Genomic DNA, 14,096 nt, shown 5'->3' with positions numbered 1-14,096 from the left:
GGTGGCGTGTGGTCAACCCGCCGCCCAAGCCGGGCCGGGCCCCTTAGCGGAACAGCGACAGCAACGAACGCGGCGATTGGTTCGCGATGGAAAGCGCTTGCATTGCAAGCTGTTGTTGAACCTGTTGCGCCTGCAATTTGGCCGAAACCTCTTCAAGGTCGGCATCCACAAGCGTGCCGATCCCGGATTTCAGCGCATCGGTCAGGCCCGACACGAATTCCTTTTGCGTGTCCAGCCGCATCTCGGCGGAACCAAAGGCTGCGGCGGCGTCGATGGCGGTTTGCAGCAGGCCCTCCATCTCGGTCAGGGCACTGTCGACGCCTTCCTGCGTGGTCACGTCGATGTTGGCCAGTTCCGCCAGACCGCCACCGATGGTGCTGCTGCTGTCGGCGGCGTATTGCTGCACCGTGATCGAGAAGTTGTCGCCACCCTGATCGGCCCCTGTAAAGGTGATCTGGTTGCCGCTGGCAGAGGCGTCGATGGTGCCTTCGTTGCCGGCACCAAGGTCGTCGGACACGTATTTGTTGAAAGCCGCCGCAAGCCCCGCTGCCACATCCGCCATCGTGTCGCCATCGCGGGCGACATAGCTGATGTCATTGCGGCCAGAGGTGTTCGAAGGCGCGCCGCCCGCCGTGCTTGAGATTTCGACCGAAAAACCGGTGCCCGCGGCCACGGTGGCGGATGCGCCGCTGCCAAAGGTGGTGGTGCCGGTGGGGGCGGTGGCCGCGCCGGTCAGGGTGGCGGCAACTGCATCGCCGGTGCCGGTGATGTCATTGGCGCCCGCAGCCAGCGCGGTCAGCCCGCTGCCGATGCTGGCCGCGCCCTGACCAAGGTCTTGCTTGGCGATGCGGATATCGCTGGACTCGACGCTGTCCATCGACCGGTCGATCGAGGACAGCACGTTGATGCCGCCGCTGCCCGCCGTCTGGTCGGTGTTGGTCAACAAGCCCTGACCGTTGAACTGTGCGGCGCTGACGATCGAGCTGATCTGGTTGCGCAGGGCTTCGATGTCGGTCTGGATCTTGGCCCGGTCGACGTTTTCCTCTTGTGCGGCAACAACCTTGCCTTTGATCTCGGTCAGCAGGTCGGTGACGGTCTCGGCGCCCTGACGCGCGACGGACACCGTGGCCTCGCCCAGGCTGAGACTGTCGGAAACCCGTTTGAAGCCTTCGACATCGGCCTCCATCGTCTTGGCGATGGCCCAGACCGCCGCATTGTCCTGCGACGAGGACACTTTCTTGCCGGTCGCGATCTGCGCCTGCGTATTCGACATCGAGGCGTTGATCGCCTTCAAGGTCTGAAGGGCCGCGGTGGCCCCGGGATTGGAATTGATACTCGACATTTAGCTTTCGCCTTTCTCGTCAGAGGGCGCGTTTCGCACCCGGCAGCATGGCCGTCTTTCTGACGTTGCAGGCGAATCGCTAGGCCTGCGCCACGGGACAGACCCGTGCCCGCGCAGTTTGCGGTCATCGACTTTAACCTCTGTTTAAGGATTTGCGGCGCCGCAGCGGTGATATTGGGGCAAGACTATGGCGCGGATTGTCCAGGGTTTGTTGACGTTATGGAAACATAGGTTGCCGATTCCGAAACAAGACGGTGCCGCCAATTTCCATTTCGGCAGGCCGGGCTGCTGTCATACTGCCAAGGCGTACAACTAAGGAACAGCGCCTGAATTTCTGCGTGATACAGGCGGTCGGGTGTCTGCTGTGCGCAACCCAGTACCAACTCGCCACATCCGTGCATTTGACCACTTTTGAATCTGCTGTCTGACCTATGATCATCGCGTTTGCGGGGCTAGGCTTGGCAGATGGACCTATGGCAACCACTTTCGATAACGTCCTTTTACCTCGCGGCAGGGAATACAGTGATCGCGCGTGTTGCTGGCACCTGTACCGGGGGCGATGCCGACAGGTTGTATGGCGTGGTCCTATCACTTGCTCTCTATGGCATTGGGTTGCTCTGTTTGTGGTCGTCGTCGAAAGCCCGCTCTATCGTTTTGTTGTCGCTTCCAATTCTTCCCATCATTCCTTGGCAACTGTGGTTTTCTTCACGCCTGAGTTTTGAAATCCTGGCAAAAGGTCATTCCGCCTGCACCGTTCTGGAGGGGCCTCTGCCTGGTTATCCCAACAGTGGTTCAGAACTCTTCTTTGCTCTGTCGTGGCCACTTATGGCATTTAGTGTCTTGCTAGGCATTTTTGCGGTTCTGCGCGGCAAATACATCCGGGCACAGGCGTCCTGGGCTTTCAGATAACCCGCCCCTCGTGTCGTCCGCAGCATCGGCGACGCAGGCCTTGAACCGGACTCCAGCCTGAAACCCGCCTTGGATATCCTGCCTCGGAATGCGCCCGCCATTTCCCCCAAAAACGCAAAAGCGCCCCCGCAGGGGCGCTTTTCGTTTGTGAGCGCGGCGTGGCGTCAGTCTTCGCCGTGGGTCAGTTGCGGCACGTCCGAGGCGCCCGCCGAACCCCGGCCCGAAAGCGAGGGGTTTTCCATGAAGAACCGGTGGCAGTTGAAGGCGAACTCACCCTCCGGCACCGGGTGGCGGGTGAATTTGCCCGAAGGCTCCATGACCCAGCTTTGCGCCGTGTCGGCAAGGTTTGCCGCCATGACCTGGCTGACGATCTGCGCCTTGACGGTCTTGTTGTGGATTTCGACCCCGGTTTCGATCCGACGGTTCAGGTTGCGGCCCATCCAGTCAGCGGAAGAAATAAAGACCCGCGCCTGCTTGTGCGGCAGCCCGTGGCCATTGCCGAAACAGACGATGCGCGAATGTTCGAGGAACCGGCCGACGATGGATTTGACGCGGATATTCTCGGACAGGCCCTTGATGCCGGCGCGCAGCCCGCAGATGCCACGGATCACGCAGTCGACCTTCACGCCGCCTTGGCTGGCACGGTACAGGGCGTCGATCATGTCCGGCTCGATCAGCGAGTTCATCTTGATCCAGATGTGCGCCGGTCGACCCGCCTTGGCGTGTTCGATTTCCTGATCGATCATGGCGATCATGCCGGGTTTCAGCGAGTGCGGCGAGATCAGCAGATTCTCCAGCCCTTCGGGCATGGCGTAACCGCTGAGGTAGTTAAAGATCTTGGCCGCATCGCGCCCAAGCTCGGCATCGCAGGTAAAGAACGACAGGTCGGTATAGATCTTGGCGGTGATCGGGTGGTAGTTGCCGGTGCCCCAGTGGGTGTAGGTCACCAGCCGGTCGCCTTCGCGGCGCACCACCTGACTGATCTTGGCGTGGGTCTTCCAGTCAAGGAAGCCATAGACCACATGCGCCCCCGACCGTTCCAGCCGACGCGACTGGCGGATGTTGGCGGCCTCGTCGAAACGGGCCTTCAGTTCGACCAGCGCGGTGACCGATTTGCCGTCCTCGGCCGCTTCGCACAGCGCCTCGACGATGGGCGAATTCTTGGACGTCCGGTACAGCGTCTGCTTGATCGCGACCACGTCGGGATCCTGCGCCGCCTGATTGAGAAAGCGCACCACCATGTCGAAGGTTTCATAGGGGTGATGCAGCAGCATGTCCTTTTGCTTGATCGCGTCGAACATGTTGCCGTCGTGGTCTTGCACCCGCTCCGGCACACGCGGGGTAAAGGTATTCCACAGCAGATCGGGGCGCGCGTCGATCACCAGTTCCTTGGTGTCCGCGACGCCGATCATGCCTTCGAGTTCGATGACCTCTTCAGGGGCGACATGCAGTTCGTCCATGACGATCTTGCGCAGGCCCGCGGGCGCGCCCTTGGTGATCGTCAGGCGGACAACCTCGCCGCGGCGGCGGCGTTTCAGCGCCACCTCGAATTCGCGCACGAGGTCTTCGGCCTCTTCCTCGACTTCAAGGTCGCTGTCGCGCAGCACGCGGAAGCCAAAGTGATCCTTGATCCGGTAGCCGGGGAACAGGCTGTCGATATGCAGCAGCAGCACGTCTTCAAGCTGGATGAACCGGTGGCCGCCCTCGCCGGTGGGCAGTTCCATGAACCGGTCGATCTGTGCCGGGATCGGCAGCAGCGCCTGCAAGGGTCGCTTGTCGCGGGTCCGCTCCAGTTGCAGCGCAAGGCAAAAGCCCATGTTCGCGATAAAGGGGAAGGGGTGCGCCGGGTCGATGGCCAGCGGCGACAGCACCGGAAAGACCTGCGCCAGAAAGGCATCGGCAAGGAACTTGACGTCCCCCTCGGTCAGATCTTGCCGGGTGACGATGGAAATGCCTTCGTCGGCCATCAGCTTGCGCAGGTCGACCAGCACGCGCTGTTGTTCGGCCATCAGCTTGCGGGCGTCTTCGTCGATCAGCACCAGTTGCTCGGCGGGCGTCAGACCGTCCGCGGCGGGGGTGGTGTTGCCCGCGTGCGCCAGTTCGCGGAGACCGGCAACGCGCACGGTATAGAACTCATCAAGGTTGGCCGCCGAGATCGACAGGAACCGCATCCGTTCCAACAGCGGCACGCGCGGGTTTTCGGCCTCTTCCAGCACGCGCCAGTTAAAGCCCAGCCAGCTGAGTTCGCGGTTGAAAAAACGCCCCGGTCCGGTCGTGTCGAACTCTGGCAGGTCGGTGGCGGGCGGAAGCGGGGCGGTGAGGAAATCGGCTTGTGTCATGGGGCGCTTATGCCTCCGTTTTTGAAACAGGGTTATGACGGGGCGCCCGGTTCGGCGCGGATCAGGTCGTCTGGCCTCCGGGATCGTTGCGCGAGGTCCCGCGATCTTCGGCCCCCGGTGGCACCAGTCGTTGCAACACGCGCACGGCCATAGGGCGGCTGATGTCGCGCTGGTGGGCCAGCGCCTCGGCGTCCAGCGCCGCCACCAGCCGTGCTGCCGTGGCATAGCTGCGCGGCATGTGGCGCACAAGATAAGACAGGACTTCGGGACCGGGCACCAATTGCCGGTCCGCAAAGAGTTTCGCCAATAGCGCCACCAGCAGCGCGTCGTCCGGTTCGCTGATTTGCGCCACCTGCGCACCCATCATGCGGCTTTTCAGGTCAGGCAGGACCAAGGGCCAATGCACCGGCGCACGGGTCGCCGTCACCATCAGCGCACCGCCCCCGGCCAGCACAAGATTGTGCAGGTGAAACAACATTTCCTCGGCGCCGCGGTCGCCTGCGATCTCTTCGATGTCCTCGACACAGACCGGTCCGCTTGCCAGATCGGGGAGGGTTTCATTGGTCAGATCGCGGGCCTTGACGATGCTGGCCCCCGACAGGCCCGCCCAGACATGGGCCAAATGCGTCTTGCCCGATCCCGCTGGGCCGGCCACGATCATCTTGTGCGCAGGCCAGCCACGCCAGCCTTCGATCTGTGCCACGGCCAGCGCATTGGCAGGGCTGACGAAAAAATCCTCCCGGCCCCGCGCCGTCCGCGACGGCAGGGGCAGGGGCAACTGGCTGGTGGGTTTCATTCCTCGTCGTCTCCGAAGAAGCTGCCGTTGCTGGACAGGCCGAGGAACAGGCGCGACCCCTTGTACTGCTGGATCAGGAAACGGGCGATGACGCCAAGGGCCGCCGCCAGCGGCACCGCCACCAGCAGGCCGATAAAGCCAAAGAGCGAACCAAAGACCGACAGCGCCAGCAAAAGCCAGACCGGATGCAGGCCCACCGAACTGCCCACCAGGTTGGGCGTCAGGATGTTGCCTTCGACGAACTGGCCCGACTGGAAGATGGCGTAGACCGCCACGATCCACCACCATTCGCCCCAGAACTGGAACAGCGCCAGCCCCACGGCCAGTACGCCGCCCACGATGGCCCCGACATAGGGAATAAAGGTCAGCATCCCGGCGATCACCCCAACCACGGGGCCGAATTGCAGCCCGACCACCCACAGGGCCACCGCGTAATAGGTGCCAAGGATGATGCTGACCGATCCCATGCCCCGGATGAACCCGGCCAGCACGCGGTCGACCTCGGAGGCCAGATGGCGCACGACGGGCTTGTGATCCAGCGGCACCAGTTCGTCGATCCGGGCCACCATCCGGTCCCAGTCCACCAGCAGATAGACCGAAACGACCGGCGTGATCAGGAACAGCGTCACAAGGTTCAGGATCGACCCGACAGATGCCAGCGCGGCCTGAATCAGCTGGCCGCCCTTTTGCTTGATGGTCTCCCCCAGATCGATCAGCGTCGAATGCACGATGCTGCCTTCGTCCATGATGTTGGGAAACCGTTCGGTCAAAAAGCTGCGCAGGTCGCGGAACAGTTGCGGGGCGAACTCGAACAGGGCGATCGCCTGCTGGATCAGCAGCGGGATCACCGCCAGCGTCATGATGATGAACAGCAACAGCGTGCCCACCGTGATCAAGGCCGTCGCCGCGCCCCGACTTAGCCCGACCCGTTCCAGCCAGTCGGCCACCGGGTCAAGGCAATAGGCGATGGCACCGCCCAGCACGAAAGGCAGCAGCACGTCCCCCAGAAACCAGAGCACGACGGAAAAGACCGCTGCCGCGATCCCCCAGTACTTCAATTGATCCCTCACGGGCAGGGCCATGCGCACTCCTCTCGGATGCCTCAGTCATTGCGCGGAGACAGCGGAGATTCAAGAGTTTGCGCCCGGTCAGCCTGCCGAATTCTGGGGACGGTTTCGTGGATGACGCAGGTATGCGATCAAATTGCCGCGCGTTCGGGCGCTCGCGGTCCGCAAGGAAAGAAAAGCGGGGCCGTTCGCGCGGCCCCCGCGTCAGCGGTTCGAATTGAAGATGTCGCGATAGATGCGCCAGCCGCCATCGTCCTGTCGGCGAAAGATCGTCATGAACTTGCCGTCCACTTCGACCGGACCGGCCTGTCCGGCGATGGTCGCGGTGTAGGTGCCGCGTGAAAAGGCCCAGTCGCCCATGACGACGGTTTCCTCGGGCAGGATCTGCATGGCGGTGGCGGGTTTGGCGGCGAACCCCTTTGGCACAGCGACCTTCAGCGCGTCGAAGCCGCGCGCGGGCACCCCCGGCGGCATCTGGATGCCCTCCGCATCCCAAAGCGCCAGCCAGCCCTCCGCATCGCCCGAAACGCGGGCGGTTTCATAGCTGTCCCAGATGGCCTCGATGGCCGTGATGTCGGCGGCCTCGTCGGCACCAGCGGGCAGGGCCGTGACAAGGGCAAGGCCCAGCGCGGCAAGAACAGGACGTGTCATGGAAATCCCTCCTTCTTTCCATCGCGTCTCCGCGTTCACTGTGCCCTCGGACACGACGCGGCGACATGATCCCTGTCAATTCGTCGCGGCGGGCATCGCCAAGGCTGGCGCGCCGGAGCCGTGCGCATTCTTGGGCGACCAACGCGCAACCCTTGCCCGGCTCCGGTCAACCCGCTACGAGGTGCAAAACAGCCCTTTCAGAGGTCCAAGATGCGCCTGTCCCGCTATTTCCTGCCCGTTCTCAAGGAGACCCCCTCCGAGGCCCAGATCGTCAGCCACCGCTACATGCTGCGCGCCGGCATGATCAAGCAGGCCAGCGCCGGGATCTATTCCTGGCTGCCGCTGGGCTTCAAGGTGCTGCGCAAGATCGAGGACATCGTTCACGAGGAACAGGCCAAGGCCGGCCATATCGCCATCCAGATGCCCACCCTGCAAAGCGCCGACCTGTGGCGCGAGTCGGGCCGCTATGACGATTACGGGCAGGAAATGCTGCGCATGCAGGACCGCCACGGCCGCGACATGCTGTTCACCCCCACGGCCGAGGAACTGGTGACCGACATCTTCCGCAGCCACGTGGGCAGCTACAAGGACCTGCCGCTGACGCTCTATCAGATCCAGTGGAAATTCCGCGACGAGATCCGCCCCCGTTTCGGCGTGATGCGCGGCCGCGAGTTCTACATGAAGGACGGCTACAACTTTGACCTGACCAAAGAGGATGCGCTGCACGCCTACAACCGTCACCTTGTCAGCTACCTGCGCACCTATGAACGCATGGGGCTTCAGGCGATCCCGATGCGGGCGGACAGCGGCCCCATCGGCGGCGACGACACGCATGAATTCCTCGTGCTGGCGGAAACCGGCGAAAGCGAGGTCTTCTACGACAGCCAGATCACCGACCTGAAATTCGGTGACCGCGAAATCGACTATGATTCCAAGGAACAGTGCCAGGCGGTGCTGGAGGAATTCACCTCGCGCTATGCCCGCACCGATGAAACCCACGACGAGGCGCTGTTCAACCAGATCCCCGAAGACCGCCGCCGCACCGCGCGGGGCATCGAGGTGGGCCAGATCTTCTACTTTGGCACCAAGTATTCCGAACCGATGGGCGCCACGGTGCAGGACAAGGACGGCAACAAGGTGCCGGTGCACATGGGGTCGCACGGGATCGGCGTGTCGCGCCTGCTGGGCGCGATCATCGAGGCCAGCCATGACGACAAAGGCATCATCTGGCCCGAGGGGGTGACCCCGTTCCACTGTGGTATCGTCAACCTGAAACAGGGCGACGCCGAGGCCGATGCCGCCTGCGAGGCGATCTATGCCGCGCTGACCGCGATCGGGCTGGACCCGCTGTATGACGACACAAACGAACGCGCCGGGGGCAAATTCGCGACGATGGACCTGATCGGTTTGCCGTGGCGGATCACCGTGGGTCCGCGCGGGCTCAAGAACGGCGTGGTCGAACTGACCTCACGCCGCACCGGCGAAAGCGAGGAACTGCCGCCGGAACAGGCCATCGCCCGCATCGCGGCGATTTACAACAAGGCGCTGCCAGAGGCATGATCCGGGGGCGACAGCCCTGACAGGAGAACCCCATGCGCCGAGCTGCCCTTGCCACCCTGACTTCAGGTGTGATGCTGGCCACGATCTGCCCGGCCGAAACGGTCGGGCGGTTTGGTGTTCACGCGGATCTGCCCGGCGGATACGACATGGGGCCGCGCCCCGGCAACGATGACGGGCGCGCCTTTTTCTATGCCGACGGTGCCGAGATCCGCCTGTGGGGCGGCTGGGTCATGGACAGCCTCGCCGCAGAACGGCGCAGCCGACTTGGTTTTTACCTCGCCGATGGGGCCCGGGTCACCTACGAGGCCAGCGGGCGCGACTGGTTCGTTCTGTCCGGCTACGACGGCGATGTGATCTTTTACCTGCGCGTCGAACAGGGCCGAACCTGTGGCGGCGAAGAGGCGCTGGCCTATCTGGAACTGCGCTATCCCGAACATCTGCGCAGCACCTATGATCCGCGGATCGGCGGCATCGCCGGGTCACTGGGCTTTGGCCCGTGCTGAGGGCGCTGGCCACGGCACTGGCGCTGATCGCCGCGCCGGTCTGGGCGCAATCGGGCCGCGTGGCGCAGGAATGGACCACTTGGCTTGACGCGCAGGGCAACCCGCCCGGCGCGCTGGTCTTCATGATCGGGGACACGGTTCTGCTGGGCAGCGAGCAGGGCCGCCGCGTGGACGAGGGGCTGCCGCTGGCTAGCCTCTCCAAGGCGGTGACCGGGCTTTGCGCTGCCTCGCTGGTGCAGGACGGGCTGATGCGCTGGGACGATCCGCTGGACCGTTGGATCGCAGACGGCGGTGACATCACGCTGGGCGAGCTTGTCACCCATACCTCGGGGATCTGGCCGGACAGCACGCAGGGGCCGATGGCGGACTGGCGCGGGGACACCACCCGCCGCTGGCAAGAGGTCACGGCCACCGCACTGGACCGCCGGCACCAGCAAGGCACCCGCGGCAAATACCAGTACAACAACGAAAATTACGCCATCCTCGGCCTTGTGATCGAAGAGGTCGGAGGTGATTGGTACGACAAGGTTTGCCAACCCCGGGTGCTGGACCCGCTGGGCATCACCACGGCGCGGCTATCGGCCGAATATGGCGGCTATGGCCCATGGGGCGGCTGGCAGATGTCGGTGCAGGACTATGCCCGGCTGATGCGCGGCAGCTTTGCGGCGACGGACCCGACCCTGTCGCCCCGTGCCGATCTGGGCGACGGAGCCTATTACGGGCTGGGGATGTTGTTCCGCATCACGCGCGATACGGCCAATCACTGGCACTTTGGCGCGCTGTGTTTCGAGGATGCCGGGCTTGGTGCCTATGCTGTCAACTGGGCCGGAAAATACACCATCGTGGCCGCCTATGGGGCCTGCGTCGACGGCGACGCCATGGTTGCGCTGGACCATGCGCTGATCCGGGCAGTTTTCGCCGATTGATCCGGGCGGGGGCAAATCCGCTCGCCTGAACGGGCCGCATCTGGCATCCTCTGCCCCAGATCGCCACAGAAGCGACGGGAGAGGGGCAGATGATCTTGCGGATACTCTTGCTGGCGGGCGGGCTGACCGGGGCGGCGGGCCTGTCGCAATTCCCCGAGTTCTCGCAACAGTACATGCAGCGGTTGGGCGGCGCGGTGGATGAGTTGCAACGGCAGGTCACCCGTTATGAAAACGATGCCGCGCAGCTGGGAATGACGCTGGATCACTACCTGACCGCCCTGGCCGAAGAAGGACCGATGGCGCGCACGCAGGCCGGCAACATGGTGGCGGACATCGCGCGGCATGACAGGTTGTCAAAAGCGCTGACCCGGCTGGAGGGGGCCGGCCCCTTCATGCGGGCCAAGCTGGCCTTTGATGTCATGCCCGACAGCGAGGTCGCCCGGCGGGCCTATGAAACCTACAAACCGGCCGTGCCCGCGACCTTTGAAGGGGCGGTCTTTGCCGGAACCGGGTTTGTCGTGGGCTGGGCAGTTCTGGCGCTGGGGTTTGCAATCCTGCGCCGGTCATGGCGGCTGATGACGGCGCCCCTGCGCGGGCGGGGCACCGCCTAGACCGATCCCCGTGCGGGCGCGGCAGGGTCACGGAACCGCGCCATCCAGCCGAAAGGCGCTGTTGGTCCAGAACCCGCCGCACATCTGCTTTGGGTTGCCGGGGCAGGGCATTTCGCATTTGCTCATCTCGGCGCGGCCATATTGGCCGATCTGGTTGCCGCAGAAACACTGTTGACCGTATTGCAGCCCGGCAATGGCAAAGCCCTTGTCGCGGCAGAACTGGAAACACAGGGCCGGTGTCATCTCGGCGCTGGCCATGAAGGCCCCGGTGAGGTCGCGGTTGCCGGTGTCCTTGAAACAGCCAAGGTAGGTGACCTTGGGGGCCGGAGGGCGGCAGTTGGCCGCCAGCGCATCGGCCCGCATCTGCACGATCTTGGCGCGGGCCGCATCGGTGGATTTCACACACCAGTCGACGTGAAATGCCCGTGTCAGGCTCCATTGCGGGTTGGTGCCATTCGGGTCGATCCCACAGTTCCAGTCCTTGTTGCGCCTGACCTGCGACATGGCGTGATCGGCATAGGTCTGGCATTGCTGGTATTTCGCGTCGCTGGGCGATTTGCAGCGGGTCAGCACGTCAAAGCGCGCCTGACGGGCGGCCTGCGCCTGTCCCGGCGCGGCGGCCATGCACCACGCAAAATGGCGGTCGCGGTCCAGATGCCAATCCGGGCCGGACTGGCCGCAAGGCACCGTGAGGTTCTGTTGCTGCTGCCAGACCGCGGCACCCGCGTATTCGGTGCAATAGGCCGGATCAACCAGAGCGCCGCCGGTCAGATAGCTCCACGTGCCGTTGTCCCGCAACAGGACCCGCCGCCCGTTGTCGGCGGTGCCGGTCATGTCGGCCACGGCCATCAGGGGCAGGGCCCCGATCACCCATAAGGTCAGCGCAAAGCTCCGGAGATGTCGCATGGTCTCGCCTCCTCCAACGGTCCAAGCCTTGTCAGCTTACACACCGGTGGAGGTGCCGCTATTGACCTGCGTCAAGCGGGGCGGCGGCGCGGGTCGCGGTCAGGCGACCGCTTCGACCTCGGCCACGATACCGTTGACGACCTGGCTCAGCAGGTGTTCGTCCTCGCATTCGGCCATGACGCGGATCAGCGGTTCCGTGCCCGATTTGCGGATCAGCAGACGGCCTTTGCCCGTCAGCAGGCCCTCGGCATCGGCGATGGCCTTCTTGACGCTTTCCGCCTCCAGCGGCGGTTGCCCGTCGCCGTAGCGGACGTTTTTAAGCAATTGCGGCACGCGGGTAAAGCTTTGCGCCAGTTCCGAAGCCGGTTTGCCGGTGCGGACCATCTCTGACAGGAACTGCATCCCGGCCATCAGCCCGTCGCCGGTGGTGGCGTAATCGGTCATCACGATATGGCCGGACTGTTCGCCGCCAAGGTTCCATCCGCCGGCGCGCATCGCCTCGACCACATAGCGGTCGCCGACCTTGGTCCGTTCAAGACGCAATCCGCGATCACCCAGAAAACGCTCCAGCCCGAGATTCGACATGACCGTGGCCACCAAAGTGCCGCCCATCAGCCGGTCTTCCTCGGCCCAGCGGGCCGCCAGAAGCGCCATGAACTGATCGCCATCGGCGACCTTGCCGTTCTGGTCGATCAGGATGATCCGGTCGGCGTCGCCATCCAGACACAGGCCCACGTCCGCGCCATGCCGTACCACCGCCTCGGCGGCGGCATCGGGTTTGGTCGAACCGCAGTTCTGGTTGATGTTGAGCCCGTTGGGCGTGGCACCGATCTGCACCACATCCGCGCCCAGTTCCCACAGGACTTCGGGCGCGGTCTTGTAGGCGGCACCGTTGGCGCAATCGACCACCACCTTCAGCCCGTCCAGCCGCAGACCCGAGGGCAGGGTGCTTTTGACCCGTTCCTGATAGCGAAAGCGGCCATCGTCGATCCGACGCGCGCGGCCGATGTTTTCCGGCTGGGCAGGGCGCACTCCGGCCTCGACCAGCGCTTCGATCTCGCTCTCGACCTCGTCCGACAGCTTGAACCCGTCGGGGCCAAAGAACTTGATGCCATTGTCGGCGGCGGGATTGTGGCTGGCCGAGATCATGATGCCCAGATCGGCCCGCATCGAAGGCGTCAACAGCCCCACGGCGGGTGTCGGCACCGGTCCCAGCAGCAGAACATTCATTCCCGTCGAGGTCAGCCCGGCGGTCAGCGCGTTTTCGAACATATAGCCCGACAGGCGCGTGTCCTTGCCGATCACCACGCGGTGAACGCCGCCATGTTCATTGCGGAAATAACGCCCTACGGCCGCGCCCAGCATCAGGGCCATCTCGGCCGTCATGGGAAAGGTATTGGCGGTCCCGCGCACCCCGTCGGTGCCGAAAAGCTTGCGGCTCATGGAAATTGTCCTCTGGAAATGGCCCGCCACATGGCCAGCGCCTGGGCGGTTTCGGAAACATCATGCACGCGGACGATCTGGACCCCCTGGGCCACCGCCGCCTGCGCCACCGCGACCGAACCCGAAATACGTTCGACCGCCGGAGAAGCGCCGGTAATCTTGCCGATGAACCCCTTGCGGGACGCGCCGACCAGCACCGGGCAGCCGATGCCGTGAAACAGGGCCACATCGCGCAGCAAGGTCAGGTTATGTTCGATATTCTTGCCAAAACCGATGCCAGGATCGACGATGATGCGACCACGCGGAATGCCCATCTCTTCAAGCATGGCAACCTGCGCGGCAAGGAAATCATAGACGTCCAGCAACACGTCCTCATAACGGGGATCGTTTTGCATCGTCTCGGGGTCGCCGCGGGCGTGCATCACGCAGACCGGCACCCCCTTGTCGAGACAATAGCGCGCCAGCATCGGGTCATAAGTAAAGCCGGACACATCGTTGACCAGGGCCGCGCCCGCGTTGACGGCGGCATCGGCCACGGCGGATTTGCGGGTGTCGATCGACATGGGCACCGTCAGTTCGCGGTAGAGCGCGGTGATGACCGGTTCGACGCGGGCGATCTCGGCCTCACGCGGGACGGGCAGCGCGCCGGGGCGGGTGCTTTCGCCACCGATGTCGATGATATTGGCACCGGCCTTGACCATCTCGCGCGCGCGGTCCACGGCGCGCGCGGCGCTTTGATGGCTGCCGCCGTCCGAGAAACTGTCCGGCGTGACGTTGAGGATCCCCATGATGCGCGGGCTGTCAAAGACCATCCCGGCCATGGGCGGACGCCGTGATGCAAGGCGGTCGCGCCAGTCCTCGGGGATGGCCGATGCGGGCACGATCTGCGGCGGCGCATCGCGGCGATGGCAGACGGCCTCGGCGAACCAGCCGGGTCCGCCCGCAAGATCCAGCGCCCCGGGGGGGCGCACGCTGTCAAAGCTGACGATAGGTCGGTAATAGGCGCTCATGGCGTCTGACTGACCGATCCGGGCGCGTTTGGC

The 14,096-nt window shown here is 64.2% G+C and carries 13 protein-coding genes; 5 read left to right on the top strand and 8 right to left on the bottom strand.

Annotated features, from left to right (window positions below):
• Nucleotides 1-43: 43 nt before the first annotated feature.
• Nucleotides 44-1,342: a flagellin N-terminal helical domain-containing protein gene (locus KJP30_RS06415; protein WP_218448148.1), complete on the bottom strand. Its 1,299-nt coding sequence runs from the start codon at nucleotides 1,340-1,342 to the stop codon at nucleotides 44-46.
• A gap of 522 nt (nucleotides 1,343-1,864) precedes the next feature.
• On the opposite strand from KJP30_RS06415, the gene KJP30_RS06410 reads away from it, so the two are divergent.
• A complete protein-coding gene (locus KJP30_RS06410) occupies nucleotides 1,865-2,251 on the top strand; it encodes a hypothetical protein (RefSeq protein WP_218448147.1) in 387 nt (128 codons plus the stop codon).
• Between the two features lie 164 nt (nucleotides 2,252-2,415).
• Here the strand turns inward: KJP30_RS06410 and KJP30_RS06405 are convergent, their stop codons facing one another.
• The 4 genes from KJP30_RS06405 to KJP30_RS06390 all read right to left on the bottom strand — a co-directional run bounded on the left by KJP30_RS06405 (nucleotide 2,416) and on the right by KJP30_RS06390 (nucleotide 7,104).
• Entirely contained in the window at nucleotides 2,416-4,590 is a 2,175-nt protein-coding gene (locus KJP30_RS06405; RefSeq protein ID WP_218448146.1) for an RNA degradosome polyphosphate kinase, read from the bottom strand.
• A 61-nt stretch (nucleotides 4,591-4,651) separates the two neighbouring features.
• A complete protein-coding gene (locus KJP30_RS06400) occupies nucleotides 4,652-5,386 on the bottom strand; it encodes a P-loop NTPase family protein (RefSeq protein WP_218448145.1) in 735 nt (244 codons plus the stop codon).
• On the bottom strand, nucleotides 5,383-6,468 hold the full coding sequence (locus tag KJP30_RS06395; RefSeq protein WP_218448144.1) for an AI-2E family transporter: 1,086 nt from the start codon (nucleotides 6,466-6,468) through the stop codon (nucleotides 5,383-5,385). Before KJP30_RS06395 ends, KJP30_RS06400 begins: the two co-directional genes overlap by 4 nt.
• 189 nt (nucleotides 6,469-6,657) lie before the next feature.
• Nucleotides 6,658-7,104: a YybH family protein gene (locus KJP30_RS06390; protein ID WP_218448143.1), complete on the bottom strand. Its 447-nt coding sequence runs from the start codon at nucleotides 7,102-7,104 to the stop codon at nucleotides 6,658-6,660.
• Nucleotides 7,105-7,314: 210 nt separating this feature from the next.
• Here KJP30_RS06390 and proS point away from each other — a divergent pair, with 210 nt between their 5' ends.
• From proS to KJP30_RS06370, 4 genes are all read left to right on the top strand, one after another.
• Entirely contained in the window at nucleotides 7,315-8,664 is a 1,350-nt protein-coding gene (gene proS, locus KJP30_RS06385; RefSeq protein ID WP_218448142.1) for a proline--tRNA ligase, read from the top strand.
• Nucleotides 8,665-8,696: 32 nt separating this feature from the next.
• Nucleotides 8,697-9,167: a hypothetical protein gene (locus KJP30_RS06380; protein ID WP_218448141.1), complete on the top strand. Its 471-nt coding sequence runs from the start codon at nucleotides 8,697-8,699 to the stop codon at nucleotides 9,165-9,167.
• Nucleotides 9,161-10,093, top strand: a complete 933-nt coding sequence (locus tag KJP30_RS06375; RefSeq protein ID WP_218448140.1) for a serine hydrolase domain-containing protein — start codon at nucleotides 9,161-9,163, stop codon at nucleotides 10,091-10,093. The genes KJP30_RS06380 and KJP30_RS06375 overlap by 7 nt, the downstream gene beginning before the upstream one ends.
• A gap of 89 nt (nucleotides 10,094-10,182) precedes the next feature.
• Nucleotides 10,183-10,704, top strand: coding sequence for a DUF2937 family protein (locus tag KJP30_RS06370; protein WP_218448139.1), 522 nt, complete (start codon nucleotides 10,183-10,185; stop codon nucleotides 10,702-10,704).
• 27 nt (nucleotides 10,705-10,731) lie between these two features.
• Here the strand turns inward: KJP30_RS06370 and KJP30_RS06365 are convergent, their stop codons facing one another.
• The 3 genes from KJP30_RS06365 to folP form a co-directional block, all read right to left on the bottom strand.
• A complete protein-coding gene (locus KJP30_RS06365; protein WP_218448138.1) occupies nucleotides 10,732-11,610 on the bottom strand; it encodes a WSC domain-containing protein in 879 nt (292 codons plus the stop codon).
• 99 nt (nucleotides 11,611-11,709) lie between these two features.
• Nucleotides 11,710-13,053, bottom strand: a complete 1,344-nt coding sequence (gene glmM, locus KJP30_RS06360; protein WP_218448137.1) for a phosphoglucosamine mutase — start codon at nucleotides 13,051-13,053, stop codon at nucleotides 11,710-11,712.
• Nucleotides 13,050-14,063 carry a dihydropteroate synthase gene (gene folP, locus KJP30_RS06355; protein ID WP_218448136.1) on the bottom strand — a complete coding sequence of 338 codons (1,014 nt, stop codon included), beginning with the start codon at nucleotides 14,061-14,063 and terminating at the stop codon, nucleotides 13,050-13,052. The genes glmM and folP overlap by 4 nt, the downstream gene beginning before the upstream one ends.
• Between the last annotated feature and the right edge of the window lie 33 nt (nucleotides 14,064-14,096).

It is taken from the genome of Antarctobacter sediminis (genome assembly GCF_019218285.1).
GTDB classification, from domain to species: domain Bacteria; phylum Pseudomonadota; class Alphaproteobacteria; order Rhodobacterales; family Rhodobacteraceae; genus Antarctobacter; species Antarctobacter sediminis.
Note: the sequence above shows the minus strand (reverse complement) of the source record. Positions and strands in the feature narration are given on the sequence as shown.